The 25,191-nt window shown below is 62.5% G+C and carries 22 protein-coding genes and 1 pseudogene; 6 read left to right on the forward strand and 17 right to left on the reverse strand.

Going from position 1 to position 25,191, the window contains the following annotated elements:
- Nucleotides 1-18 precede the first annotated feature (18 nt).
- From KW838_RS05190 to KW838_RS05255, 15 genes and pseudogenes are all read right to left on the reverse strand, one after another.
- Complete coding sequence (locus KW838_RS05190) at nt 19-1,167, reverse strand: acetyl-CoA C-acetyltransferase (RefSeq protein ID WP_218500585.1); 1,149 nt, start codon at nt 1,165-1,167, stop codon at nt 19-21.
- A 158-nt stretch (nt 1,168-1,325) separates the two neighbouring features.
- The gene (locus KW838_RS05195; protein ID WP_102702625.1) at nt 1,326-2,381 is read right to left on the reverse strand and encodes an acyl-CoA dehydrogenase family protein; all 1,056 of its coding nucleotides are present in this window, start codon (nt 2,379-2,381) and stop codon (nt 1,326-1,328) included.
- Between the two features lie 10 nt (nt 2,382-2,391).
- Nucleotides 2,392-3,558: an acyl-CoA dehydrogenase family protein gene (locus tag KW838_RS05200; RefSeq protein WP_218500628.1), complete on the reverse strand. Its 1,167-nt coding sequence runs from the start codon at nt 3,556-3,558 to the stop codon at nt 2,392-2,394.
- A 10-nt stretch (nt 3,559-3,568) separates the two neighbouring features.
- Entirely contained in the window at nt 3,569-4,324 is a 756-nt protein-coding gene (locus tag KW838_RS05205; RefSeq protein ID WP_218500586.1) for an enoyl-CoA hydratase family protein, read from the reverse strand.
- A gap of 11 nt (nt 4,325-4,335) precedes the next feature.
- Complete coding sequence (locus KW838_RS05210) at nt 4,336-5,403, reverse strand: nitronate monooxygenase family protein (protein ID WP_218500587.1); 1,068 nt, start codon at nt 5,401-5,403, stop codon at nt 4,336-4,338.
- Between the two features lie 2 nt (nt 5,404-5,405).
- A complete protein-coding gene (locus KW838_RS05215) occupies nt 5,406-6,278 on the reverse strand; it encodes an enoyl-CoA hydratase (RefSeq protein WP_102702621.1) in 873 nt (290 codons plus the stop codon).
- A gap of 25 nt (nt 6,279-6,303) precedes the next feature.
- A complete protein-coding gene (locus tag KW838_RS05220) occupies nt 6,304-7,092 on the reverse strand; it encodes a CoA-transferase subunit beta (RefSeq protein ID WP_218500588.1) in 789 nt (262 codons plus the stop codon).
- Between the two features lie 12 nt (nt 7,093-7,104).
- Nucleotides 7,105-7,986, reverse strand: coding sequence for a CoA transferase subunit A (locus KW838_RS05225; RefSeq protein ID WP_218500589.1), 882 nt, complete (start codon nt 7,984-7,986; stop codon nt 7,105-7,107).
- An 11-nt stretch (nt 7,987-7,997) separates the two neighbouring features.
- Complete coding sequence (locus KW838_RS05230) at nt 7,998-8,888, reverse strand: VOC family protein (RefSeq protein ID WP_007977166.1); 891 nt, start codon at nt 8,886-8,888, stop codon at nt 7,998-8,000.
- A gap of 263 nt (nt 8,889-9,151) precedes the next feature.
- Entirely contained in the window at nt 9,152-9,445 is a 294-nt protein-coding gene (locus KW838_RS05235) for a DUF6124 family protein (protein WP_095967402.1), read from the reverse strand.
- A 587-nt stretch (nt 9,446-10,032) separates the two neighbouring features.
- Complete coding sequence (locus KW838_RS05240) at nt 10,033-10,467, reverse strand: hypothetical protein (protein WP_015094278.1); 435 nt, start codon at nt 10,465-10,467, stop codon at nt 10,033-10,035.
- 119 nt (nt 10,468-10,586) lie between these two features.
- Nucleotides 10,587-11,087 (reverse strand): DUF4822 domain-containing protein, encoded by a 501-nt coding sequence (locus KW838_RS05245; RefSeq protein ID WP_102702617.1) that lies wholly within the window; start codon nt 11,085-11,087, stop codon nt 10,587-10,589.
- 326 nt (nt 11,088-11,413) lie between these two features.
- Nucleotides 11,414-11,518, reverse strand: a pseudogene (locus KW838_RS29805) (DUF6124 family protein); the annotation flags it as partial.
- A gap of 400 nt (nt 11,519-11,918) precedes the next feature.
- Nucleotides 11,919-13,040: an LLM class flavin-dependent oxidoreductase gene (locus KW838_RS05250; RefSeq protein ID WP_095967405.1), complete on the reverse strand. Its 1,122-nt coding sequence runs from the start codon at nt 13,038-13,040 to the stop codon at nt 11,919-11,921.
- Nucleotides 13,041-13,179: 139 nt separating this feature from the next.
- Nucleotides 13,180-14,364 (reverse strand): flavin-dependent monooxygenase, encoded by a 1,185-nt coding sequence (locus tag KW838_RS05255; RefSeq protein ID WP_126050361.1) that lies wholly within the window; start codon nt 14,362-14,364, stop codon nt 13,180-13,182.
- A gap of 1,257 nt (nt 14,365-15,621) precedes the next feature.
- Here KW838_RS05255 and KW838_RS05260 point away from each other — a divergent pair.
- From KW838_RS05260 to KW838_RS05285, 6 genes are all read left to right on the forward strand, one after another.
- Nucleotides 15,622-16,137 carry a flavin reductase family protein gene (locus KW838_RS05260; protein ID WP_015094274.1) on the forward strand — a complete coding sequence of 172 codons (516 nt, stop codon included), beginning with the start codon at nt 15,622-15,624 and terminating at the stop codon, nt 16,135-16,137.
- A 9-nt stretch (nt 16,138-16,146) separates the two neighbouring features.
- Entirely contained in the window at nt 16,147-17,826 is a 1,680-nt protein-coding gene (locus KW838_RS05265) for an FAD-binding protein (protein ID WP_218500590.1), read from the forward strand.
- The gene (locus KW838_RS05270; RefSeq protein WP_102702293.1) at nt 17,814-18,569 is read left to right on the forward strand and encodes a glucose 1-dehydrogenase; all 756 of its coding nucleotides are present in this window, start codon (nt 17,814-17,816) and stop codon (nt 18,567-18,569) included. The genes KW838_RS05265 and KW838_RS05270 overlap by 13 nt, the downstream gene beginning before the upstream one ends.
- A gap of 13 nt (nt 18,570-18,582) precedes the next feature.
- Nucleotides 18,583-19,665 (forward strand): ferredoxin--NADP reductase, encoded by a 1,083-nt coding sequence (locus tag KW838_RS05275; protein WP_218500591.1) that lies wholly within the window; start codon nt 18,583-18,585, stop codon nt 19,663-19,665.
- 237 nt (nt 19,666-19,902) lie between these two features.
- Nucleotides 19,903-20,649, forward strand: coding sequence for an SDR family NAD(P)-dependent oxidoreductase (locus KW838_RS05280; protein WP_095967411.1), 747 nt, complete (start codon nt 19,903-19,905; stop codon nt 20,647-20,649).
- A 72-nt stretch (nt 20,650-20,721) separates the two neighbouring features.
- Nucleotides 20,722-22,302, forward strand: coding sequence for a FadD3 family acyl-CoA ligase (locus KW838_RS05285; RefSeq protein WP_218500592.1), 1,581 nt, complete (start codon nt 20,722-20,724; stop codon nt 22,300-22,302).
- A 154-nt stretch (nt 22,303-22,456) separates the two neighbouring features.
- Here the strand turns inward: KW838_RS05285 and KW838_RS05290 are convergent, their stop codons facing one another.
- Both KW838_RS05290 and KW838_RS05295 read right to left on the reverse strand, forming a co-directional pair.
- Nucleotides 22,457-23,335, reverse strand: coding sequence for an SDR family NAD(P)-dependent oxidoreductase (locus tag KW838_RS05290; RefSeq protein WP_218500593.1), 879 nt, complete (start codon nt 23,333-23,335; stop codon nt 22,457-22,459).
- Nucleotides 23,332-25,074 carry an FAD-binding protein gene (locus tag KW838_RS05295; protein ID WP_218500594.1) on the reverse strand — a complete coding sequence of 581 codons (1,743 nt, stop codon included), beginning with the start codon at nt 25,072-25,074 and terminating at the stop codon, nt 23,332-23,334. Before KW838_RS05295 ends, KW838_RS05290 begins: the two co-directional genes overlap by 4 nt.
- Between the last annotated feature and the right edge of the window lie 117 nt (nt 25,075-25,191).

Consider the following 25,191-nt stretch of genomic DNA (forward strand, 5'->3'; position numbering starts at 1 on the left):
TCAGTGGACATCTTGAAATCACAAGCGCTCGATGATGGTCACATTGGCCTGCCCACCGCCTTCGCACATGGTCTGCATACCGAAGCGTGCGCCGCTGCGCTCCAGCTCATGCAGCAGGCTGCACATCAAACGGGTGCCGGTGGCGCCCAGCGGATGGCCGAGGGCAATCGCGCCGCCGTTGACGTTGGTCTGTTCGTGGGGATAGCCGGTCTCTTTCAACCAGGCCATGGCCACCGAAGCGAAGGCCTCGTTGATCTCCACCCGGTCGATGTCTTCCAGTTTCATCCCCGCACGCTTGAGCGCGTAGGCCGTGGCCGGGATAGGCGCAGTGAGCATCCAGATCGGATCTTCGGCGCGCACGCTCAGGTGATGGATGCGTGCCCGTGGCGTCAGGCCGTAACGCTTGAGCGCCGCTTCGGAGACGATCAGCATCGCGCTGGCCGCGTCGCAGGTCTGGCTCGACACCGCGGCGGTGACCCGGTCGCAGCCGAACAGGAATTCCAGCTCGGCCATTTTTTCCAGACTGGTCTGGCGCGGCGTTTCGTCATGCAGCACACCGGCCAACGGCACGATCTCGCGATTGAAGCGACCTTGCTCGATGGCCTGCAGGGCCCGCCGATGGGACTCAAGCGAATAGGCTTCGAGCTGCGCCCGGGACAGGTCCCATTTTTCCGCGATCATCTGCGCCGAACGGAACTGCGTCGGTGGTTGCGCGCCGTAGCGCCGCACCCAGCCTTCGGAGCCGCTGAACGGATCGGTGAAGCCCAAGGGCTCGGCAGCGATCATCGCCGAGGAAATCGGGATCTGGGTCATGGTCTGCACGCCACCGGCGATGACCACGTCCTGAGTGCCACTCATCACCGCCTGGGCGGCGAAGTGCACCGCTTGCTGGGACGAACCGCACTGGCGATCGATGGTGGTGCCCGGCACCGATTGCGACAGGCCGGCCGCCAGCCAACTGGTGCGGGCAATGTCACCGGCCAGCGGGCCGATGGTGTCGACACAGCCGAAGATCACGTCGTCGTAATCCTCGTCGGGAATGGCGTTGCGCTCGACCAGTGCGCGCAATACATGCGCGCCCAGGTCGGCGGCGTGGATCTGGCTCAAACCACCCTTGCGCCGCCCGGTGGGCGTGCGCAAGGCGTCGACGATATAGGCTTCAGGCATGGTCTACCTCGGTATAAAAATTAAGATCAGGCGCCGATAACCTGTGGGAGCGGGCTTGCTCGCGAAAGCGGTGGGTCAGGCAACATACCTGTTGAATGTGCCGGCCTCTTCGCGAGCAAGCCCGCTCCCACAGGGATTTCGTCACCCTTACTGACTGTTTAGAAAGTACTGCCCGCACCCAGCTCTGGGGTGCCGTCAAACAACGCCGCGCGAATCCGTCCTTTGTGACGACCGCGATCGCCCCAGACCTTGTCCAGCGCCCAGGCGCGTTTCATGAACAGATGCAGGTCGACTTCCCAGGTGTAACCCATGGCGCCGTGGGCCTGGATGGTGTTCTTCGCCGCGAGCATCGCCGCTTCCGCCGTTGCCAGCTTGGCGTGGGACACCAGCACGTCCTGCCCCGGTTGCTGCTCGGCCAGCGCATAAGCGGCGCGGTACAACGGGCCTTTGGCGAACTCGATCTGTACCGCGACGTTGGCCATCAAGTGCTTGACCGCCTGGAACGAGCCGACCGGCTTGCCGAACTGCTTGCGCTCGAAGGTGTAGTCCACCGCCAGGTCGACCATGCGTTTGGCCAGCCCCAGCAATTGCGCGGCGCTGGCGAGGGCGCCACGGTTGAAGGCGGCTGCCCACAAGCGCCGTCCTTGTTCGCCGCTGGCCACGCAAGTAGCGGGCGTCGGCGTCCATTCGACCTGGAACAGTTGACGGCTCGGGTCGACCGACTCGTTGCGGGTCAGGCAAACGGCATCACGCTCCAGCGCATGTACCTCGTCGCCATGGGCCAGCAACAGCAGATCGGCAACATGGGCATCGCTGACCAGCGGGTTACCCGGTTCAGAAACGGCCAGGCGTGCACTGCCCTCGGCGACCCGCGCCAACCAGTATTGCTTGAGCGCCGCGTGTTGCTCATCAAGGGCGGCGAGCAACGGCACGCCCACCAGCATGGTGTCCACCAGCGGTTCGGGCAGACCGGCGTAACCGCATTCCTGGGCAATCAGCACAAAATCCAATTCATTCATGCCCATGCCGTCCTGCGCCTCGGGCACGGTCAGCGCGGTCAGGCCCAGCTCCACCAGTTGCGCCCAGAGTCGCTCACTGCGCCCGCTGTCGCTCTGCCACAGTTCGCGGATGCGCTCCGGGGTGACTTCGTTGATCAGGAAGCTGCGAACGTTGTCCTGAAACAGCAGTTGGTCGCGGCTGAAACTAAAGTCCATGGTCTATTCCTCAGGCACGCGGCATGCCGAGCATGCGTTCGGCAATGATGTTGCGCTGGATCTCGTTGGTGCCGGCGTAGATCGGCCCGGCCTGGGCAAACAGGAAACCTTCCAGCCAATGGCCGACGTCACCGGCGGCCGGGGCTTGGGGCAGCAGCTCGCCACGCAGGCCAAGAATGCTCATGGCGGTGTCGTGCATGCGCTGGTCGAGTTCGGACCAGAAGATCTTGTTGGTCGACGACTCCGGCCCGATCTTGCCGCCCTGCACCAGTTGCGAGGCGGTCATGTAGGTGCTCAGGGTGTAGGCCTCGGCATCGAGCCAGGCACGCATCACCGCCTCACCGATGGCCGGGTCGCGGTCGGCCTGCTCGCGGTTGGCCAGGTACAGTTGCACCAGACGCTTGGCGGTTTCCTGGAAACGCGCAGGCGAGCGCAGCAACAAACCGCGTTCGAAACCGGCGGTGGACATCGCCACGTGCCAACCCATGCCTTCACCGCCGAGGGCGTTTTCCACCGGCACCTTGACGTCGTCGAAGAAGATTTCGGCAAAGCCCGGCAAGCCATTGAGCTGCGGAATCGGCCGCACGGTGATGCCCGGCGTATTCAGCGGCAGCAGGATGAAGGTCAGGCCGTGATGGCGCTGGGACTGTGGATCGGTACGGAAAATACCGAACACCCAATCGGCCCACACGGCGCGGGTCGACCAGGTCTTCTGACCGTTGATCACGTAGTGGTCGCCCACCCGTTCCGCCTTGGAGCGGATCGCCGCCATGTCGGAACCGGCACCCGGCTCGGACCAGGCCTGGGCCCAGATGTCTTCGCCGGTGGCCATGCGCGGCAGAAACCGTGCCTTTTGTTCTTCGCTGCCGTACTCCATCAGGGTCGGGCCGAGCAGGAAGATACCGTTCTGGTTGACCCGTGCCGGCGCCCCGGAACGGTAGTATTCCTCTTCGAAAATCAGCCATTCGATCAGGTCGCAGCCGCGCCCGCCGAGCTCGGTCGGCCAGGTGACCATGCCCCAACGGCCTTCGTTGAGTTTGGCTTCCCAGGCGCGGTGCTCGGCAAAGCCCTGTTCGGTGTCGAACGATTGCAGCGGTTCACTCGGTACATTGGCCGCCAGCCAGGTCCGCGCCTCAACGCGAAAGGCCTGCTGGGCCGGGGTATAGGTCAGGTCCATGGGTATGCCTTCAGCCGTTGAATCGGGCATCGCGTTTCTCGACGAACGAGTCGCGTGCTTCCTGAGAGTCCAGTGAGCGGTAGGCTTCGAGGGTGAAGCCCTGCTCCCAGCGGTATTTGTCTTCCAGATTGCCGTCTTCGATGCCGGTCAGCGCTTCCTTGGCCAGGCTGATCATGCCCGGGCTCTTGGCGGCGATGGTGCGGGCGATCTGCAACGCGGCTTCGCGCAAGTCTTCGCGCTTGACCACCTGCTCCACGGCGCCCAGACGGTAAGCCTCGGCGGCGTCGATCGGCTCGCCGGTGAAGTACATGTGGCGGACCTTCTGCACCGGGAACAGGCGCTGCAAATGCGCGCCGCCGCCCATGGCCCCGCGATCCACTTCCGGCACGCCGAAGGTGGCGCACTCGGACGCGACGATGATGTCGGCGGCGCCGCAGATGCCGATGCCGCCGCCCAGCACGAAGCCGTGCACGGCAACGATCACCGGTTTCGGGTTGCGGTGAATGGCCTTGAAGCTGTCGTAGTTGCCCTTGTTCACCGCGACGATCAGGTTGCCGTCGGCCGCCAGTTCCTTGATATCGACCCCGGCACAGAAGCCGCGACCTTCGGCACGAATCAGGATCACCCGCACGTCGTTGTTACGGCCCAGGCCCTCGATCTCGCTAGCGATATCCGCCCAGCCCTGGTTGTTGAAGGCGTTGACCGGCGGCCGGTTGAACACCAGTTCGGCAATGCCGTTATCGATGCTGACACTAAATGGTTTCATGTCTTTTCCTCTTACGACACACGGCGGCACAGCTCACCCAGGCGCGCTTCGGCGTCGCGGACGATCTGTTCAATCAATTGGGCGCAGCTGGGCAAGCTGTCGATGGATGCGGCGATCTGTCCGGCAGGCAACACGCCCGCGGCCGGTTGCCCGTCGACCATGGCTTTCTGGATCACCATTGGCGCGTTGGCGGCCATGATGCTTTGCGCGGCGGTCAGCTCTCCGGCGCCGCGCATTTTCAGCGCGCTGGTCAGCAGTTGCGTCAGGCTCATGCCCGTGTGGCGGCGGTAGGCCAAACCGCTCTGCAAGGCCAGCAACAGGCGCTTGAGACCGCCGCTGTTTTCCAGCTGGTTGAGCAACTCGTTGCGGATCATCCGTTGCGGCATGCCGTCGATGGCGCGGCTGATGATGATCGCCGCCGGGTCCTTGACCGCCAGGTAGCGCGCCAGGGTCGCCTGCGGCACCGGGCTGTCGGCGCACATCAGAAAACGCGTGCCCATGGCGATGCCTTCGGCGCCGTAGGCCAATGCAGAAACCAGCCCCTTACCGTCCTTGAAGCCGCCCGCCGCCACCACCGGCACTGAGACTGCGTTGACCACTTGATCGAGCAGCATCAAGGTCGGCACGGAACCGGTGTGCCCACCGCCCTCGCCGCCCTGTACCGTCACCGCATCGGCGCCCATTTCCACGGCTTTCTGCGCATGCTTGAGTGCGCCGACCGTGGGAATGCACACCACCCCGGCATCTTTCAGGCGGCTGATCATTTGCTTGCCCGGCGAACGGCTGTAGCTGACCGCCCGGATTTTATGGCGCAACACCAGCTCGACGATCTCTCCGGCATTGGCCTGGTACATGTGGAAATTCACCCCGAACGGCTGATCGGTCAGGCGCCGGGTTTCGATAATCGCCGCTTCCATCTGCTGCGGTTCGATGGTCGCACCGGCGAGAAAACCGAAACCACCGGCATTGCCCGTGGCCGCCACCAGTTTCGGGTCGGCGACCCAGCCCATGGCGGTCTGGATGATCGGGTAGCGGCAACCGAGCAGTTCGGTCAGGCGGGTATTCAACGAAATCGCCATGCTCACGCCTCGCCCGTTTTGCGCTGGGAACTGGCCATGGCCTTGGCGTCGTAGCCGCCGAGGCGGTCACCGGACACCAGTTCGTTGTGGGCGTGGGCGAAGTGATGCAGGCCGAACACCATGTCCATGGTCGCGCGCTTGCCCATCAGGTCTTCGGCGTTGTTCACCGCTTGCTTGCTCAGTTGCAGGCCCAAACGCGGCATCTGCGCGATGCGCCCGGCGATGTCGAGGGTCTGTTGTTCCAACTCGTCGCGAGCAACCACCCGATTGAGCATGCCCATCTGATAGGCGCGCGGTGCCGGCATGCGCTCGCCGAGGAACAGGAATTCCTTGGCGATGCGCGGATTGAGTTCATGCACGTGGGCGAAATACTCGACCCCGGGAATGCCCATGCGCACCACCGGATCGGCGAAGTACGCATCATCGCTGGCGACGATCAGATCGCAGACCCAGGCCAGCATCAGCCCACCTGCAATGCACGCGCCCTGGACCATGGCGATGGTCGGCTTGGGCATCTCGCGCCAGCGCCGGCACATGCCCAGATAGACTTCCTGCTCCCGGGCATAGAGAAACTCGCCGCCCGGTTTGTTCACATGGTCGTACCACAGGCTGGCGCGATCGAAGCTCTTGTCGACGTCGCGGCCCGGGGTGCCGATGTCATGCCCGGCGGAGAAATGCTTGCCGGCGCCGCGCAACACGATGACCTTCACTTCATCGTCATCGCAGGCCCGGCGAAACGCCGCGTCCAGCGCATAAGTCATCTGCGAGTTCTGTGCGTTGTGGTACTCGGGACGGTTCATGGTGACGATTGCCACCGCGTCGCGCACTTCGTACAGGACCACCTCGGCCTCGTTCTTGTCGTTATGTTCAGCCATCACTTGTCTCCGAAAACGCGGGCGCTCAGCGCTGGCCTGGCGGGTTGTCTTTAAGCTGCAGGGCGCGCAGGTTGTGCGGGTCCAGACGCTGGATCAGTTGCAATTGCTCGGTGGTCGGGGCGGCGGTGGTCGGGCAGTCGTCCGGCACGTGCAACTCGAAGCCGGTGTTGTCCTGGACCTGCGCCGCCGTCACGCCGGGGTGCAGCGAACGAATGCGCATCTGCCGTTGCGGGCCCAGGAAATCCAGGACGCAGAGGTCGGTGATGATCAGGCGGATGTCGATGTCGTCCAGCTTCCAGCCCCGCGCCAGGCGGGCCGGGTTGTAGCCGACCGAGGCGACCATATCGACTTCGCCTTCGACGAACACCCGACGGTTGTGGCTCGGCACGCAAAACGAGTTGGCGTGGCTGATCGAGTTGCCGGGGAAACCGCGCACACCGAGCATCTGCGCCTTGGGTTTGGCGTAGTCGCCGATGCAGGAAATGTTCGCCTGGCCAAAACGGTCGATCTGGGTCGGGCCGACCAGTGCATGGCGCTTGCCGCCCCAGACATTGTCGAAAATTCGCGAGAAGCCCATCCAGCTGTCGCGCTTGGGCTCGTAGCCCTTGCGTGCGCCCAAAGGCACCGGTTCGGCGACCATGTAGGCTTCGGAGTCGGTCATCAGCAGTTGCGGGTTGCTGGTCAGCATGGCCAAGGATGCCGCCAGGCGCGGGATCACGCCGATGCCGGTGGCCAACACTTCGCCGTCTTCGCGCCAGGCTTCGGAGGCCGCGCAGATCATCAGTTCGGCGAGGCTGTAAGTGGTAGTGCTCATCGGAAGGCTCCCTTAGAAAATCGGCAACGGCAGTTCACGGATCGCAGCCAGGCCGCCAACCTTGTCCAGGTACTGTTCGTGGGTGCAGTCGACGTAGTCGCGCACGTAACCTTCCCAGCCATCGGCCGCCTGCACCGTGGCGTTGTAGGCCTTGAAGTGCGCGACATCGAAACCGTACAGCGGCGCGCAGGACGACGGATGCGCCCCGCCCGGCACGTGGGCCACGGCGGTGGTCAGGTTGCGTTCCCAGAACACTTGATGGGCGTGGGCGCTGTCCTGATGGAAGTAGTCGCTGTCGACCAGTTCATCGCAGGTCACGTAGCTGTGGGTTGCAGCCCGTACGAACAGGTCGTCCATGTAATGATCCGGGCCGCTGATCTGGCACACGCCGCGTTTGTCGGCACGGTCGACATGCACCAGCGCCGCGTCGAGCTTGAGGGCCGGCATCGCTACCCAGTCCTTGCCATCGGCGTAGGGCGAGGCGATCAACTTGATCTGGCGGTTGTGGCGCAGCACATCGGTGCCCAGGCCCACGGCGGTCGGAATGAACGGCACATTCATCGCCGCCGCCCGCAGGCCGAGCAACAGCATGCCTTCGTCGATCTCCATCACTTCCAGCGCCGCTTCCTGGCGCGCCTTGCGGAAGTAAGGCTCCAGCGGAATGAAATCCAGTGAGACGAAGGCGAACACCAGTTTCCTGATCTTGCCGGCGGCGCAGAGCATGCCGACATCGGCACCACCGTAGGCAACCACGGTCAGGTCCTTGAGGTCCGAGCGCAGAATTTCGCGCACCAGCGCCATCGGCTTGCGGCGCGGGCCCCAGCCACCGATACCGATGGTCATGCCGTCACGCAGTTGGCCGACGATCTCGGCGGTGCTCATTTGCTTGTCCATCGTCTTGTTCCTCATTGGCGACCGACACTGAAGTCGTGGCCCCAGTGGCTGACTACGGTGCTTTCGAACGGCGTGTGGCGGTCCCAGTCGACCACCAGGCCATCGCAGCCGTACTCCAGGTCAAACCCGGACGGGGTCTTGATGTAGAAAGAAATCATCTGGTCGTTGGTGTGCTGGCCGAGGGTGGCCGACAGCTTCACGCCATTGGCGTGGACGCGGTCCAGGGCGCGGCCGACTTCATCCAGCGCGTTGACCTCGACCATCATGTGCACGCAGCCGTGGGGCATCGGGCACTCGAAAATCGCCAGCGAGTGGTGGCGGCCGTTGTTGCAGTGCAGGAAGTGGATGCGTTTTTGCGGCTCGGCCGGGTCCGGGGTGAAGCGGACTTTCATCAGGTCCGACAGGCCAAAACCCATCACCTGTTCGTAGAAGTCGCGGCAGCGTTCGAAGGCGGGTGCTGGCAATACGACGTGGCCCATGCCGAGGTCGTTGGTGACAAAACCTTTGACGCCCACCGGCGAGACGAAACGAGCGAAGTCCTGCAGCGGGCCCCAGAAAATTTCGTGGCGATTGCCATCCGGGTCGCTGAAGTGCACCAGCTCCTGGACCTTGCGCAGCTCGGCCTCGGCGGCGGTGCCACGGGTCACTTGCACGTCGGCCTGTTGCAGCTCGCTGACTGCCTGCTCCAGCGCCGCCTTGCCGGCCACTTCCCAGCCGCAGGCACCGAAGCCGTTCTCGGCACTGTTCTGCACCAGCACGCGATAATGACGCTCGTCCATTTTCAGGTACAAAAGCTCATCGTCGCCGCTGACCATCATGCCCAGCACCTGGCTTGCGTAGTGGCGCCATTGCGCCAGGTCGCTGGATAACAGGGTGACGTAACCCAGACCGCGGATATCCATGGATGCACTCCTCGTTTTACTCAGGCGGTGCCGCCCTTCGGCTGGTGCCGGGGGAGACTTTATGTAGGGCCTATTCAAACGGGTTCGGGGAGGGGCAACATCGTCCAATGGGACTAGCGGAAATGATGGCTGGGGCATCAAAAATAACTTGTGGGAGCGAGCCTGCTCGCGAAGGCGGAGTGTCAGGCAACAACAATGTTGTATGTGCCGGCCTCTTCGCGAGCAGGCTCGCTCCCACAGTTTTCACATTTGCAGATCAGTAGCTATTCAGGTGGGTCTAGCCGATCCAGTGCACGGTTCACCGACAGCTCGCCGAGCATGATGATCTGGGCGATGCCCAGCAGGGTGTGGCGGCTTGGGCCCTCGGTATGGTCCGCCAGATCGAGTGTCATGACATTCGCCGAGGCCAGCGATTGGCAGGCATCGCCCAGCAGGGTTTGGGCATCGAGTTCGGGATTGACGGTGTACATGGTGCTGGGTTTGCGCGGCATGGCGCGGATGTCGGCGAGTGAGGGGATGCGTTCGGTTTCGGGGGGATTAGGTGAAGGTTTGACCATGATTCAGTCTCCAGAAATTGGAGCCGTCACCCAATTGCGACCAAACAAGGGGGTGGCAGCTGTACGCAGGTTAGTCGACCGGGGAGACACGAAACCGGCGCGCCCGAGAGCGCCCTGCGCACAGCTACCATCAAGTGCAGACATGAAATGACCTGACTTTTTGGAATGCATGCACGCTTCGTGTAACCACAGGCGACTAAACCCGATCACTGATGGGCAGTGACACGAATCAAGTTACCGAGGGGGTCCAAGGCGCACAAGCCGGCGGATTCTGGCGTACCTGTAGGCAACGACGCAAGGCGCTGTAGCTTTCAAGAAGTGATTCCGACAGGCATTAAACAACCCTTACAAACACCCTGTAGGAGCTGCCGAAGGCTGCGATCTTTTGATCTTGATCTTCTCGGCATCGATAAAAATCAAGATCAAAAGATCGCAGCCTGCGGCAGCTCCTACAACGGTGTGGTGGCTGTGGGATGAGTGCAGGCATAAAGAAACGGGCCAGAAATGGCCCGTTTTAGGAAAGTGCGATTGTGTTCGCAGCCGAGGTAAATCCTGCACGCTCAAGACGCTGCGCATTGGCTCTGTGATTACTGGGTAGACTTGGCTTCTCGCACTTTCTTTTGCTCTGCCAGGGCTATTTCCTTGAAATCATAGGTCGGAAAGAACTCTGTCCGGTAACTGCCCCACGCGGTGTTTTCAAGTGCGAGATTGACCGCGGCGAGACGCGAGGCAGGCAGGCGTAGAACGATGACCTGTCCTATCCCCATGGTTATATTCCAGCTGACAACCTCCACCCCGGCCGGAGGGAACACCTTGTAAAAATCCTGTTTGGCGAGTTGCTCTTTCAACTCCCCCAATGGGCGCGATTGATCGTGCTTCAGGAAAACAGTCAGCATGAGTGCATTATCTGGCGTGGCGATAGCGTCTTTTGCCGCCGAAGGCGTTGTCGGCTGTGCATGGGCGCCAGCCGAGTATATTCCGGCCAGTAGTAGCGTAGACATCAATAGCGTTCTGAATTTCATACTCATGTTGCACCTTTTATTTTTGGGTTTTTATGGATGCCACTTCAGAGTGGCGTCATTTAACGCGGACGCCTTGAAGTATCGAAATAACTACTTAATAAATGACTGCCGAAAGGCTTTTAGTGCGACATCGAGGTCTTTAAAGGTCCTCTGTAGGGCGCATGGACCACATAGATCCGGACAGGCGCATTGGTATCTACCATGTCGCGAGGCACCTCTCGTGAGTAGGTGAATTCTTCGTCATTCAACTTTTCCAGTCTTCTGACCACCGTTCTGACCGTTCCTTTATCAGGCACCAGGATATGCGTTGTTTTGTCACCGGTGACAAGGAAGTAACCGCCGCCGCCATTGTCATACTTTGATTGCCCGGTATCGGTATAAAAAAATTCATAGCGATTACGGCCGGGATCCCACATGGATATCCCAACAACACCCGGATATTTTTCCTTGACGTCTACTTCCGGGGCTCCCTCTATATAAACCTTGGTTGTCAACCATTGAGGAGATGTGGCCAATGCCTGAATATCAGTCTTATCCTCCATCTGCTTTCCATGGCTGACCAGTGGACTGAGTAATCCAGCGAGGAGCAGGCCTTTAAACATTGCGTGGTATTTTCGCATGGAATAATTCCTTTCCGAGTTTAGTGGCGACGTTTGTTTGTTATTTTTGATCTCGTTAAAAAACAATCATTGCGAGCAGCTGATGAAATATAGGAGCGATATCAGCCACTCACAATGCCAGGTATATATTTGCAACAATTGCAGCAGTAATGACCTTCAATAAAGCCCAACAAAATAATGGGCGTTTGAACCTCTTCGTCAATACCAGGAAATCCCTGTAGGAATTATCGCTGGTCGCGATTTTCTGATCTTGATCTTCTCGGAGTCGATGGAAAATAGAGATCAAAAGATCGCAAACCGCGGCAGTTCCTGGCGTTGCGTTGTGCAGGTGGTGATATTTGGTCCAGCCCCCGGTTCGCCGTGATCTCCGCCAGCATCACACTGTTTGAAATACCCAGCAAAACATTGCGTGAGCTGCCCTCCAAATGGTCCCCCCCTGTAGGAGCTGCCGAAGGCTGCGATCTTTTGGCAGAGTTGGAGTGGCCGAAGATCAAAAGATCGCAGCCTGCGGCAGCTCCTACAGAGGTGTGGTGGCTGTGGGGTTGGTGCAGGCATAAAAAAACGGGCCTTGGGGACCCGTTGGAAAGGTGACCTGACGTCCGTGCCAGGCCTGTAACACAAGCGATCAATTTCCTTGTGCTACTTCCTGTGGCGAGGGGGCTTGCCCCCGTGGGACTACGAAGTAGTCCCACGACCGGGCGACTCGGAATGTCTGAAAAACCGTGCTGCCCCGTTTTGCGACCGCTTCGCGGCCGAACGGGGGCAAGCCCCCTCGCCACAGGTTCGGTCCGAATGGAGAACATTCGTTAACCGGCTAGCTTCGTCCTGACATCAGCCCTTACGAAAATGGGGGATCACCTTCTCGCCAATATTCTTCAAGGTTTCCAGCTGCGCCCACTGCGGCACGGTGCCCATCTGGCAGATGAACAGGATTTCGTCGGCGCCGGCGTCGATCAGACGCTGCACGTAGCCGATGCAATCCTCGACGGTGCCGTAGGCGTGGTTCGGGTTCATCATCGCCATGGTCGGGTCGGAGAAGTCGACGCTGACCTCTTCGGAGGCGAAGCGCGACTTGATCACGCTCTGGCCGTTGCCATCGACGAAGGTGTCGTCCTTCCACTTCTGCGGATCCGGACGCTCGCCACCGCCGTACCAGTAACCCAGGGATTCCATGAAGTAACGCTGGCCACGGATACCGATGCGGCGCGCTTCTTCGTTATCGTCCAGCACGATGGCCGGGCACAGCGCGGCGATGTGCCGGTTAGGACGGAAGCCCACTTGCTTCTTCTCATCGCGGTTGTCGTAGGCCGTGTGATACACCTCGACCTTCTTGGCGATTTCTTCCGGGCCACCGAAGCCCAGCACCAATGCGCCCATACCGCGACCGCCGGCGTTTTTCAACGACTCGGTGTTGGTGCACGCCAGGTACATCGGCGGGTGCGGGTCCTGATACGGTTTTGGATGGATCGGGCGCTTGGGGATCTGCACGAAGTCGCCGTTGTGCTCGATCTCGTCCTGCACGAACATTTTCGGGATCAGGTACATCATCTCGTCGATCTGCGGCTGCAAGGTCGCCAGGTCGTAGCCGAAGGTGCCGGCTTCCTGCTGGGTGCCGCCCTTGCCGACGCCGAAGTGCACACGGCCCTTGGACAGCAGGTCGAGAGTGGCGATGCGCTCGGCGACTTTCACCGGATGGTTCATCGCCGGAGGCAGGCAGACCACGCCGTGGCCGATGCCGATGCGCTCGGTTTTACCGGCCACGAAAGCCAGCATGGTTTCCGGCGCGGACATGTGCGAGTAGTTGCTCAGCGCCGTGTGCTCTACGCACCAAAAGGTGTCGAAACCGAGCTTGTCGGCGAGCACGGCCTGCTCGACCGTGTCTTCGAAAATCTTGCGGTCGCCTTCGCGGCTGGAGTCCACCGTCTGGGCTTCGTAAATCAGGGAAAATTTCATGGTTGATCCTTGTGCTTATTTGGATGCGCAGTCGGCGCCGTAGACCTTCGCCTTACCGTCAATGCTCGTGCATCGACGGGGCGCTCGAATCACGCAAACGGACTAGCCCGTTTCATAGAAAAAGAGCTGTAGGGAAGCGTCAGAGGAAAAAGTCGCTGCTGTCCTGCCCCATGCTCACGCCGCCCAGGTTCCAGGCGTACTTGGCCGGGCTGTTGGCGACGTGGGCGCGACCGGTGTGAATGTCGCGGAAGGCACGGTTGATCGCGTGACTGCGGAAGATCGTCGAGGCACCGCTGTTGAACATCAGGTCGCCAACCGCCTTGGCGCACTTGTCGGCCACCAGCGCCGAGTCGTAACGCATCTTCACCCGCTCGGGCATGCTCAACGGCTCCCCCTTCTGCGCGCGCTCCAGCATCAGGGCGAAGTTGCGATGCAGCACGGTCTTGCATTCATCGACGCAGACCATGGCATTGGCCAGCGACGATTGCGCGGCCGGGTCCTGGACCATCTTGCGACCGTCATTGACCCCGACCCGGGCGCGGTTGTGCTCGACAAACTGATCCACCGCGCCTTGCAGGGCACCGATGGCGGACGACGACACCGCACGCACGAAAATCTGCCCGAACGGCAGGCGGAACAAGGGCGCTGTGTTCACCGCATTGCCCGGACTGTTCTGCATGAAACCGTCGAGCGCGCGATGGGTGCGGTACTCGGGAACGAAGGCGTTTTCCACCAGGATGTCGTGGGAGCCGGTGGCTTCCAGGCCCATGACATTCCAGTTGTCGAGAATCTGGTAGTCACTGCGCGGCACCAGGAACGTCCGATAATCCGGCGCCCCGCCCGCCTCTTCCGGCGGCACCAGCGCACCGAGGAACGCCCAGTCGCAGTGCTTGCTGCCGGAAGAAAAGCCCCAACGACCGCTCAACTTGAAACCACCGTCGACCCGCTCGACCTTGCCCACCGGCATGTAGGAAGACGAGATCAGCACGCTGGAATCGCTACCCCAGACATCCTGCGCGGCGCGGTCGTCGAACAACGCCAGCTGCCAGTTGTGGATCGCCACCACCCCCAGCACCCACGCCGAGGACATGCAGCCCTCGGCCAGAGTCATCTGCACGTCGAAGAAATCCTTGGGTTCCAGCTCATAGCCTTCCCAACGGGACGGTTGCAGGATGCGAAAGAACCCGGCGTCGTGGAAATCCTTCAGGGTTTCTTCAGGCAACTGCCCGGCTTGCGCGGCGTTCAGGGCGCGTTCACGCAGGATCGGCACCAACTCACGGGCACGTTGGCTCAGACGCTGGCGAATCAGGTCTTGGTTGAGCATTTTTATTGTTCTCCTTTGTTCACCCCATCCGCCGGGGCGCGCGTGCAACGGGGCGGGTGTAGTGCCCCTACGCTGGCATTCAAGCAATGCGCAAAGCGGCGGGCATCCCTCAAACGGACCATGTGGTTTTGGGGAACAGGTATCTGGGTGGGGGTGAATCAGAAAGTGATGTGTTGGCTGGCAGGCCATCTTCGCGGGCAGACCCACTTTGAGCCCCCTGTTTTACTCGATACTTGTGGCCACTGAAGATCACTGTGGGAGCGAGCTTGCTCGCGATGGCTTTGTGTCAGGCGGCATGGATTTTTGAGGGTGTACATATCCGTTTCTGCGGTACCGGCCGCTTAGGGTTCCGCTCTTACAGCGGGTCACTTGGAAAAGCCTGTAGGAGCGAGCTTGCTCGCGATGGAGGTCAACGATGATGCGGGAAGCCTGGCACCCCGCGGTGCTCTCAGGTTTTTCGCGAGCAAGCTCGCTCCTACAGAGCCCGAGGCGGCCTACCGGCCGGCCTGGTTCTGATGCATGCGCATTCCCCTGTAGGAGCTGTCGAGTGCAACGAGGCTGCGATCTTTTGGGGGTGATACAGCCACAAAATTCCAGTCGGCTGTCGGGCCGCCTTCGCGAGCAGGCTCGCTCCCACAGGAACTGAGTACAGCAGCAAGGTTTCTGCCGGCCGGTAGTCCGCCATCGCAGGCAAGCCAGCTCCCACAGGGTCGAGGTACATCCGCCAGGTTCAGGTCGGCTGTCAGGCCGCCTTCGCGAGCAAGCTCGCTCCCACAGAAGAGCAAAAGCAGAGCAGCCCACACCGCGCTGCTTCTCACCACTCATCAGGCCGAGCGTTAGCTCGCCTGCAGCTCTTGATCTACCCGCCCCCTCGGCAGGCTGAGCGGAGGTGTTCATCCGGGGATGGGCGCGCAGCGTCGTTCGACGCAGTCGAACTCATTGCATGTAGGTCGAAGCGAAGCCGACCGGAGGGCAATGCCCCCGGATGGACACCGGAGCGAAGGAACCCCGAGCCTCAGCGAGGGGCCGTACGTAAGGGGCGAGACCTTTGGTTACTTTGGGGCGTTTGCCAAAGTGACCCGCTGTAAGAGCGGAACCATAAGCCGCCGTTACCGCAGCAACGGATATGTACTCAATCAACCAAGAGCCTGGTCGGCCCGGAGGCCGCCAAGGCCTAGTCCCCTCGGACGATGTGACGACTGGACGTCAGAGCAAGAATCCATCGCACTCCACCCCCAAAAAAAAAGGCCCAGTGCGATGAACGACGCCAATCTCAAAGCCGACATGCTCCAGGCCATGCGCCGCCTGGCCAAGTCCGTCACCATTATCAGCACCAGCAACGGCTCCGAACGCTTCGCCATGGCCGCCACCGCGGTCGACTCCCTGAGCACCGAGCCGCCATCACTGCTGATCTGCGTCAACAAGACCGCCTCGCCCCACGCCGCACTGGCGACCGGCGCCGACTTCTGCGTGAACATCCTCGGCGTCGACCAACAAGACCTGGCCAACCTGTGCAGCGGCGCGATCAAGGGCGAAGCACGCTTCGACCGTGGCAACTGGCTGACCAGCCCGGGCGGCATTCCTTACCTGGGTGACGCACAATCGGCGATCCTCTGCCGCCAGGACGGCCACTTCAGCTACGGCACCCACACCGTGTTCATCGGACGCATCCTGCAGATCCACACCACTGACGCCATCACCCCGCTGGTCTACCTTGACGGCAGCTACACCACCACCGCCAAACCCGCACCTTCTCTCGCAGCCGCTGGTTGAGGCCCGAACATGGACAGCCTGAACCGGTTGACGGCGTTGCGAGTGAACAGCGCCGACCCGTTGCCATGGGATGACCGCTGCGACTTGCTGATCATCGGGTTTGGCGGAGCCGGCGCCTGTGCCGCCATCGAAGCCAGCACTCGCGGCCTGTCGGTGCTCGCCCTGGATCGTTTCGAAGGCGGTGGCGCCACGGCAATCAGCGGTGGTGTGGTCTATGCCGGCGGCGGTACGCCGTATCAGCGCCAGGCGGGCTATGAAGACAGCAGCGACGCCATGTTCAATTACCTGCGTCAGGAAGTCGGTGAAGCCGTCAGCCACGAGACATTGCGGGCGTTCTGCGAAGGCAGCCGCGAGCAACTGTCCTGGCTGGAGCGACAAGGCGCAGCCTTCGAAGCCAGCGTGCCGCCGCACAAGACCTCGTACCCGAGCGACCAGTACTACCTTTATTACTCGGGCAACGAAGCCGTGCCGGCCTATGCCGCCAGCGCCAAGCCGGCACCCCGTGGCCATCGCACCAAAGGCCCGGGCATGTCCGGTGCCAGTCTGTTCGCCCCGCTCAAGGCCAGCGCCTTGCGTCATGGTGCGCGCCTGCGCAGCCAGTGCGAAGTACGGCGGCTGGTGCTCGACCTCGACGACAAGGTCCTCGGTGTCGAAGCCTGGCAGTTGCCTTCGGGTAGCCGCGCTGCCAAACAACATGCGCGTCTGTCGCGCTGGGCCGCGGCCATTCATATGTACGCTCCGGCCTTGGCCGACCGCTTGCGCGCCCGTCAGCGTCGTATCGAACAGAGCAGCGCCATCCGCCAATTGATTCGCGCCGAACAGGCGGTGCTGTTGAGCAGCGGTGGTTTCATCTTCAATCGCGATCTGGTGCGCCAGCACGCGCCGCAGTACCTGGCCGGCCTGCCGCTGGGCGCCACCGGGTGCAATGGCAGCGGCATCGCCCTGGGCCAGAGCGCCGGTGGCAGCGTGGCGCGGATGGACAAGGTCAGCGCCTGGCGTTTCATCAATCCGCCACTGGCCTGGGCCCGGGGGCTGATCGTCAATGCCCGCGGACAGCGTTATGCCAACGAAGAAATCTACGGCGCAACCCTCGGCCACGCCATGGTCGAAGAACAGGATGGTCGCGCCATTCTGGTGCTCAACCGTGCGCTGGTACGTGAGGCATTGAGTCAGGTCGGTCCCGGCAAGGTGTGGAATTTCCAGCGCCTGCCGGTGCTGCTCAACCTGCTGTTCAACGCCAAGCGCAGCAGCAGCCTGGCCGGGTTGGCCAAGCGCTGCCATCTGCCGCCGGAACTGCTGCGCCAGAGTGTCGAACGCTATTCCCGCGCGGCACGCGGTGAAGTCGCCGACGAGTTCGGCAAGTCCGCGGCGATGCTCGCCAACCTCGACCAGGGCCCGTGGTACGCCCTCGATCTTTCATTCGCCAGCAAACTGTTCCCCTGCCCGGTCATCACCCTGGGCGGGTTGAAAGTCTGCGAGGCCAGCGGTCGGGTGCTGGACCCTGCCGGCCAGCCAATAAACGGCCTGTACAGCGCCGGCCGCAATGCGGTCGGGGTCGCCTCCAACCTGTATGTCTCCGGCCTGTCACTGGCCGATTGCATCTATTCCGGTCGCCGGGCTGCCGCCCACGTGGCCGACCAATTCGCACTTCAAACCGCACGATCAGGAGAACAACAATGCAACGTGTAGAAGGCAAAGTCTGCATCATCACCGGCGCCGCCAGCGGCATTGGTCGCGAAGACGCCCTGCTGCTGGCCCGCGAAGGCGCCAAAGTGGTACTGACCGACCTCAACGAAGAAGCCGGTCGCCAGGCGGCTGCGGAAATCGGCGCCAACGCGCTGTTCATCCGCCATGACATCGCCAGCGAAAGCGACTGGCAACACGTGGTCAAGACCACCGTCGAACACTTCGGCCGCCTCGACGTACTGGTCAACAACGCCGCGATCCTGGCCCTGGGCAGCATCGAAGACACCACCCTGGAGCTGTGGCAGAAGGTGCAGAAGATCAACGGCGACGGCTACTTCCTCGGCTGCAAGTACGCCATCCAGGCGATGAAGGAAAGCGGTGGCGGCTCGATCATCAACATGTCGTCGGTCGCCGCCTTGGGCGCCATGCCGCTGTTCTGCGCCTACTCGGCGTCCAAAGGCGCGGTGGCGGCGATGACCCGTTCCATTGCCCTGCACTGCAAGCAGCAGGGCTACCGCATCCGTTGCAACAGCGTGCACCCCGATGGTGTGAACACGCCGATGACCCAGGCCCTGGCCGGCGGACAGCCGATCCCGCAGGAAGCGCTGGACCAGGACCCGATGAACCGTATGGCGGCGCCACGGGACATTGCCAACGTGGTGCTGTTCCTCGCCACCGACGAGTCGCGGTTCGTCAACGGTGCCGAGATCCGCGTCGACAACGCCCAACTGATCAGCGGGCTCTGAGGTCGAGGTGAACATGGGCACGCAACAACAGAACCTGACCCCGGCCGAACACACGACGGCAAGCGTCTCATTGCAAGTGTGCGCGGTGATCGACGAGACCGCTGACGCGCGCTCGCTGGTGCTGGACGTACCGCCAACCCTGCGTGAGCGCTTTCGCTACAAACCGGGCCAGTTCCTGAGTTTTCGCGTGCCCTTCGCCGGCAAACTGTTGACCCGCTGCTACTCCATGGCCAGCTCGCCCCTCGCGGACGCGCTGCCCAAGGTCACGGTGAAACGGGTTGACGGTGGCCGGGTGTCGAACTGGATGAACGAAGTCCAGGTCGGCGACTGGCTGGAAGTGTTGCCACCGGCCGGGCATTTCTGCCTGGACCCGCAGGCGGACACCGAAAAGCCCCTGGTCCTGTTCGGGGGCGGCTCGGGCATCACCCCGGTGTTTTCCATTCTCAAATCAGTGCTCCATGGCAGCCGGCGGCCGATCAAGTTGATCTACGCCAACCGCGATGAAGCGTCGGTGATTTTCAAGGACGAGCTGTGCCGGTTGATCAAGGCGCATCCTGATCAACTGCACGTGGTGCACGTCCTCGATTCGGTGCAGGGCTTCCTGACGGACCATCAGGTCCGTCATCTGCTGCGCGGATCGGCCGGCGGCGACTACTTCATCTGCGGTCCGGGCCCCTTCATGGACACCGTGGAGCGCACACTGTTGGCACTGGGCGAAGCGGCCGATCGCATTCATGTCGAACGTTTCGTCTCGCCACCGGACCCCGACGAGCTGTTGGCCGAAGAGGCCGTGGCGCGGGCCGCGGCCATGCAGTCGCAATGCGAAGCGCTGATCGTCGAACTCGATGGCCAGCAACACGAAATTGCCTGCAAACCCGGCGACACCTTGCTGCAAAGTTGCAAAGCGGCCGGCCTCGACGTGCCGTCGTCCTGTGAAGAGGGTTTTTGCGGGGCCTGCATGTGCGTGGTCAAGGAAGGTGAAGTCCAGTTGGCGCGCAACGACGTGCTGACCCCCAAGGAACTGGCCGACGGCTGGACGCTGGCCTGCCAGAGCCGCCCGACGGGTGCCCGGGTACGCCTGAAATTCCCGGATTGAGGGTACGTTCCTACGGGGGAATGCGGTCAATTGTGGGAGCGGGCTTGCTCGCGAAGGCGGTGTGTCAGGCAACGATGATGTCGAGGCTGCCGCCCCCTTCGCGAGCAAGCCCGCTCCCACAGTTGAAATGTGCACGACGGGAGATCTATTGCTTAGTCTCATTGGACGATCACTCAGGCCCGGTCTGCAGTTAGACTCGGCCACAGCATTAGCCCACAACAATAAAGAGGTGCAGTTATGGCTCGTTTGCAGAACAAGGTCGCGGTGGTCACCGGCGGCGCTTCGGGGATCGGTCTGGCCTGCGTGCGCCGTTTCGCTGCCGAAGGCGCGCAAGTGGTCGGGCTGGACATCGGCAGCGCACCGGCGGATTTCCCCGGCCTGTTCATGACCCTCGACGTGCGCGACGAAGCGCAGGTCCAGCAGGTCATGCAAGACGTCATCAGCCGCTTCGGGCGCATCGATATTCTGGTCAACGCCGCCGGCGTCGCCGACCAGGGCAGCGTGACCCAGACCACCACCGCCAACTGGCAACGGGTGATGGACATCAACCTGACCGGCAGCATGCTCACCAGCAAGTACGCGCTGGCGTCGATGGTGGAGCAGCGCGGTGGTTCGATCATCAACGTCGGTTCGATCTTCGGCCTGCAGGGCTGCGACGGCAACGTGGCCTACAACGTGTCCAAGGGCGGCATCAACCAGCTGACCCGCTCGATGGCCATCGACTACGGCTACGCCAACATTCGCGTCAACGGCCTGTGCCCGGGCCTGATCGAAACGCCGATGACCAGCATGGTCCGTGACAACGATGCGTTCCACGCCTTCTTCGCCTCGCAGCACATGCTCAGCCGCTCCGGGCAACCGGAAGAAGTGGCCAATGTCGCGCTGTTCCTGGCCTCGGACGAAGCGTCCTTTGTCAGCGGCCAGATGATCGCCGTGGACGGTGGTTTCTCCGCCGGTCGCCGTTTCGCCCCGCCCGCCCAGTAATTCGCAATCCGGCCGGGCGCCCTGCCCGGCCTACTCCCTTTTTCGCAACTGTCTTCTAACCGGGGAGGCCCCATGCCGCCTGTCGCCACCGCACTGACCATCGCTCAACTGTTCGCCAACGCTGCCCTGGCCTACGGCGACCGCCCGGCCATCGAGGACGCGGGCCATACCATCAGCTATCGCCAACTCGACCAGTTGCGTCGCCAGGCTGCCCGCGCACTGCTGGCCCTCGACGTACAGGTCGGGGACCGCGTGGCGATCTGGGCGCCCAACGTATGGGAATGGATCGTCGCCGCCGGGGCCCTGCAAAGTGTCGGCGCCGCCCTGGTACCGCTCAATACCCGGATGAAGGGCAGCGAGGCAGGCTACATCCTGCGCGAAAGCGGCACCTGCGTGCTGTTTGCCATCGGCGAATTCCTCGGCGCGGACTACCCCGGCATGCTGGTGTCGGAAGACCTCCCTGAACTGCGCCATATCGTCAGCCTGCGCGGCGCCAATCCGGGTACCCTGGCCTGGGAACGGTTCATGGATCTGGCAGCCGACGTGCCGCAACTGGCCTTGCGCACCCGCGAGCAAAGCGTTGGCCCGCAAGCCTTGTCCGATGTGCTGTTCACCTCGGGCACCACCGGCAAGCCCAAGGGCGTGATGACCAGCCACGGCCAGAACCTGCGCATCGTGCGCGACTGGAGCGACATCGTCGGGCTGCGCGAAAGCGATCGCTACCTGATCGTCAATCCGTTCTTCCACTCATTCGGCTACAAGGCCGGCTGGCTGGCCGCATTGATGCGTGGCTGCACCCTCCTGCCGCAGCAAGTGTTCGACGTGCAGGCCGTGCTCGAATGCGTGCAGCGCGAACGCATCACCGTGTTGCCCGGGCCGCCGACGCTGTATCAATCGTTGCTGGCCCATCCGCAACGCAGCGAGTTCGACCTGGGTTCATTGCGGGTAGCAGTAACCGGCGCGGCGGCGATTCCCGTGGAGATGATCCACCGCATGCGCGACGAACTGGGATTCGCCACCATCGTCACCGCGTATGGCCTGACGGAAGTCTGCGGTTTCGCCACGATCTGCCGCTCCGGTGATTGCGCAGAGATCGTCGCCAACACCAGCGGCCGGGCGATGCCGGGAGTGGAAGTGCGCTGTGTCGGCAACACTGGCCGCAGCCAACCGGCGAACATTCCCGGTGAAGTGCAGATCCGCGGGTACAACCTGATGCAGGGTTACCTCAACAACCCCGAAGCCAGCCAGGAGATTCTCGACGCCGACGGCTGGCTGCACACCGGCGACATCGGCATGCTCGACGAACAGGGTTACCTGCGCATCACCGACCGCCTAAAGGACATGTTTATCACCGGTGGCTTCAACGTGTACCCGGCGGAGATCGAACAGTGTCTGCTGACCTACCCGGGCGTGGCCCAGGCCGCGGTGATCGGTATTCCCGATGAGCGCATGGGTGAGGTGGCGATGGCGTTCCTGTTGCCTGCGCCAGGAATGGAAATCGAGCAGGCGCGGTTCCTCGCCTGGTGCCGTGAGCAGATGGCCAACTACAAGGTGCCGCGCCGTGTGCAGGTGCTGCAGAGCATGCCGATCAATGCCGCGGGCAAAGTGACGAAGAATGTGTTGCGTGAGTGGGCATTGCAGCCAGTCAGTTAAGCGTCGGCGATATTTTGATTAATGCCACATTACCTGTGGGAGCGGGCTTGCCCGCGATGGGGGTGTGTCAGTCAACATCAATGTTGAAGCTGACGCCCTCATCGCGGGCAAGCCCGCTCCCACAGGTTTGTGTGTGTGCCTGACGACTGTGAATTCAGACCACCCGCGCCGGGTGCTGTTGGCGCGGGTCGCCGAGCATGGCGCGATGGGACGGCGGCTGGCGGCCTTCGGCTTCGCAGATGCCGTAGCCGGGAGCGATTTCGGCGGTGATCAAGGTCTGCCCGGACAGCGCCATCAACTGCGGATCATTGAGCAAGGCCTGGATCACCCGCCCGTTGAACTGCGGGGTTTCGGCCTGGGCGAGAAACGCCTGGTACTGCTCACCGTGCTGCTGGCCGGCAATCCGGGTGCGCTCGGTCAGTTGCGGGCCGAGCCACAGCGACAACGCCGCCACGCCCTGCCCTTCGAAATCAATGGCCATATCCGCCGCCAGTTTGTCGACCCCGGCCTTTTGCGCGCCGTATGCCGGACCGTGCATGTAGCACCCGGCCCCGAACGATGAAGTGAAGCAAATCAGCGCTTGGGCACTTTTGAGCAACAGCGGCGCGGCATAGTAGCTGGCGATGTAGGCCGAGCGCAGGCCGACGTCGAGAATCCGTACCAGCTCCAGCGGTTTGGCCCAGAATGGCCCCGGTTCGATCAACTGGTCATGGATGAACGCGGCATTGTTCACCAGTAAATCCAGGTGCCCGCACTCCTGCTCTACCTTCTCGAACAACGCCCGGACCTGCGCGTCATCGGCGTGGTCACAGACCACCGCGATACCGCGTCCACCGGCGGCGGTGATCGCGGCGGCGGTGTCCTCCAGCGAGCCGTGCAGGGCATGCCCGTACAGGTTCGAGCCGCCCTGCGCCGGGGCGCGGCCAGTGATGTATACGGTCATGCCCGCCGCACCGAGGGCCAAGGCGATGCCCTGGCCCACTCCACGACTGGCACCGGTCACGACAGCGATCTGTTGACGTGGCTGATTCATTCAACGCTCCCGAACAAGGTTTTCGCCGAAGCGGTTTCGCTCTGGCACTTGATGTGATTGGCGGCCAGGTAACCGAAGGTCATGGCCGGGCCGATGGTCGAGCCGGCACCTGGATAAGTGCGGCCCATCATCGAGGCGGCGCTGTTGCCGATGGCGTACAGGCCGTTGATCGGTTGCCCGTCTTCGTGCAACACGCGGGCGTGCACGTCAGTCAGCAGCCCCCCCTTGGTACCGATGTCGCCGGCGTCGATGCGCACGGCGTAGAACGGTCCCTTGAGCAACGGCGCCAGGCACGGATTGGGTTGCACGTTCGGGTCGCCGTAGTAGCGGTCGAACAGTGAGTCGCCCTTGTGGAAATCCTCGTCGACGCCCTGCACGGCCATGCCATTGAAGCGCTGCACGGTGCGCACCAGCCCGCCCGCGTCGACGCCGATTTTTGTCGCCAGCTCTTCCAGGCTCGACGCCTTGTGGAAGTAGTCACGCAGATGCTCGGGCAATTGCCAGTCGCGCTGGGCATAGCCCGGCAGCAAGGCACCGCACGGATATTTGCGGCGGAACTCGGCGTCAAACACCATCCAGCACGGCACGCTCGCGGCGCCTTCGCGGTTGTTGGCGTACATCGCATAAACGATGTCGGTATAGGGCGCGGCTTCGTTGACGAAACGTTCGCCTGCGGCGTTGACCATCACGCACCCCGGCAAGGTTCGTTCGACGAACAACGCACGCTGCTTCTCTTCGCCCTTGACGAAAGTGGTCGGCGCCCACCAGCTGTGCTCCATCAACGCGGTACGCGCGCCGATGGCCTGGCCGGCGCGAATGCCGTCGCCGGTATTGTTCGGCGGCGTGGCACTCCAGTTGGCCCGGGACGGCTGCGGCAAGTACTGCTCGCGCATCGCCTGGTTGCGCTCGAAACCACCGGAGGCAACGATCACCCCGTAGCGCGCCTTGACGTTGAGCAACTGACCGTTGCGATTGACCCGCGCACCGCCGACCCGGTCGCCGACCAACAGCAGTTCTTCGAGCGCACAGTTGAGCCACAGGGATTTGCCGCGATCCTGCAACGAACAGCGCAAGGCACCGATCAAGGCATTGCCCAGGGTCAGGTAGCGGTCGCGGCGAGACAAACGTCGACCCTCGCGGTCACGCCAGTAACGCCACATCACCCGCAGGGTCAGGCGCAACCAGCCGGGGCCACGGCACAGCAGCACTTGCGCCTCTTTCATGGTCATCGCCATGCGCCCCATCATCAGGGTACCGGGGGACGGTGCGCGCATGCGCAGGAACTCTTCGCCGAGTTCGGCGGCATCGAAGGGTTGTGGATCCATCGAGCGATAACCCGGTTTGCCGCCCGCGACTTCCGGGTAGTAATCGGCGTAGCGAGGTTGCGCCTCGAAGCGTACCCGGGTGTGTCTTTCCAGGTACTCGACCATCTCCCGGCCGTGCTCGACATAGGCTTCGATGCGCCCGTCGTCGATCTCGCCATGGGTCACGGCACGGATGTAGGCAATCGCTTCGGCTGCCGAATCACTGCCGCCGAGCGCATTGATCCGGTGGTTGTTGGGGATCCAGATGCCGCCGCCGGACACCGCCGAGGTGCCGCCGTACTCGCCGCTCTTCTCGATCAGCAGCGCATTCAAGCCCAGGTCGTGGGCACGCAGCGCAGCCGTCATGCCCCCGGCTCCCGAGCCAATCACCAACACATCACAACACTCGTCCCATTTGATCCCGGCAGCGTTCATGCGATCACCCTTGTTCAGCGCCCATCAGGCAGAAACCGCCACCGCCGGATCTTCGCCCGGTGCAGTCGGTCTCGGGATTGTTCGCCGCACGCGCCGGGTGTTCATCGTCCGATGGGA

The organism is Pseudomonas sp. PDM27 (genome assembly GCF_019219205.1).
GTDB classification, from domain to species: Bacteria; Pseudomonadota; Gammaproteobacteria; order Pseudomonadales; family Pseudomonadaceae; genus Aquipseudomonas; species Aquipseudomonas laurylsulfatiphila.

Bases quoted from the DNA above. Each gene is read 5' to 3' on its own strand.
- KW838_RS05190 (WP_218500585.1), bottom strand. From the start codon at position 1,167: ATGCCTGAAGCCTATATCGTCGACGCCTTGCGCACGCCCACCGGGCGG.
- KW838_RS05195 (WP_102702625.1), bottom strand. From the start codon at position 2,381: ATGGACTTTAGTTTCAGCCGCGACCAACTGCTGTTTCAGGACAACGTT.
- KW838_RS05200 (WP_218500628.1), bottom strand. From the start codon at position 3,558: ATGGACCTGACCTATACCCCGGCCCAGCAGGCCTTTCGCGTTGAGGCG.
- KW838_RS05205 (WP_218500586.1), bottom strand. From the start codon at position 4,324: ATGAAACCATTTAGTGTCAGCATCGATAACGGCATTGCCGAACTGGTG.
- KW838_RS05210 (WP_218500587.1), bottom strand. From the start codon at position 5,403: ATGGCGATTTCGTTGAATACCCGCCTGACCGAACTGCTCGGTTGCCGC.
- KW838_RS05215 (WP_102702621.1), bottom strand. From the start codon at position 6,278: ATGGCTGAACATAACGACAAGAACGAGGCCGAGGTGGTCCTGTACGAA.
- KW838_RS05220 (WP_218500588.1), bottom strand. From the start codon at position 7,092: ATGAGCACTACCACTTACAGCCTCGCCGAACTGATGATCTGCGCGGCC.
- KW838_RS05225 (WP_218500589.1), bottom strand. From the start codon at position 7,986: ATGGACAAGCAAATGAGCACCGCCGAGATCGTCGGCCAACTGCGTGAC.
- KW838_RS05230 (WP_007977166.1), bottom strand. From the start codon at position 8,888: ATGGATATCCGCGGTCTGGGTTACGTCACCCTGTTATCCAGCGACCTG.
- KW838_RS05235 (WP_095967402.1), bottom strand. From the start codon at position 9,445: ATGGTCAAACCTTCACCTAATCCCCCCGAAACCGAACGCATCCCCTCA.
- KW838_RS05240 (WP_015094278.1), bottom strand. From the start codon at position 10,467: ATGAAATTCAGAACGCTATTGATGTCTACGCTACTACTGGCCGGAATA.
- KW838_RS05245 (WP_102702617.1), bottom strand. From the start codon at position 11,087: ATGCGAAAATACCACGCAATGTTTAAAGGCCTGCTCCTCGCTGGATTA.
- KW838_RS05250 (WP_095967405.1), bottom strand. From the start codon at position 13,040: ATGAAATTTTCCCTGATTTACGAAGCCCAGACGGTGGACTCCAGCCGC.
- KW838_RS05255 (WP_126050361.1), bottom strand. From the start codon at position 14,364: ATGCTCAACCAAGACCTGATTCGCCAGCGTCTGAGCCAACGTGCCCGT.
- KW838_RS05260 (WP_015094274.1), top strand. From the start codon at position 15,622: ATGAACGACGCCAATCTCAAAGCCGACATGCTCCAGGCCATGCGCCGC.
- KW838_RS05265 (WP_218500590.1), top strand. From the start codon at position 16,147: ATGGACAGCCTGAACCGGTTGACGGCGTTGCGAGTGAACAGCGCCGAC.
- KW838_RS05270 (WP_102702293.1), top strand. From the start codon at position 17,814: ATGCAACGTGTAGAAGGCAAAGTCTGCATCATCACCGGCGCCGCCAGC.
- KW838_RS05275 (WP_218500591.1), top strand. From the start codon at position 18,583: ATGGGCACGCAACAACAGAACCTGACCCCGGCCGAACACACGACGGCA.
- KW838_RS05280 (WP_095967411.1), top strand. From the start codon at position 19,903: ATGGCTCGTTTGCAGAACAAGGTCGCGGTGGTCACCGGCGGCGCTTCG.
- KW838_RS05285 (WP_218500592.1), top strand. From the start codon at position 20,722: ATGCCGCCTGTCGCCACCGCACTGACCATCGCTCAACTGTTCGCCAAC.
- KW838_RS05290 (WP_218500593.1), bottom strand. From the start codon at position 23,335: ATGAATCAGCCACGTCAACAGATCGCTGTCGTGACCGGTGCCAGTCGT.
- KW838_RS05295 (WP_218500594.1), bottom strand. From the start codon at position 25,074: ATGAACGCTGCCGGGATCAAATGGGACGAGTGTTGTGATGTGTTGGTG.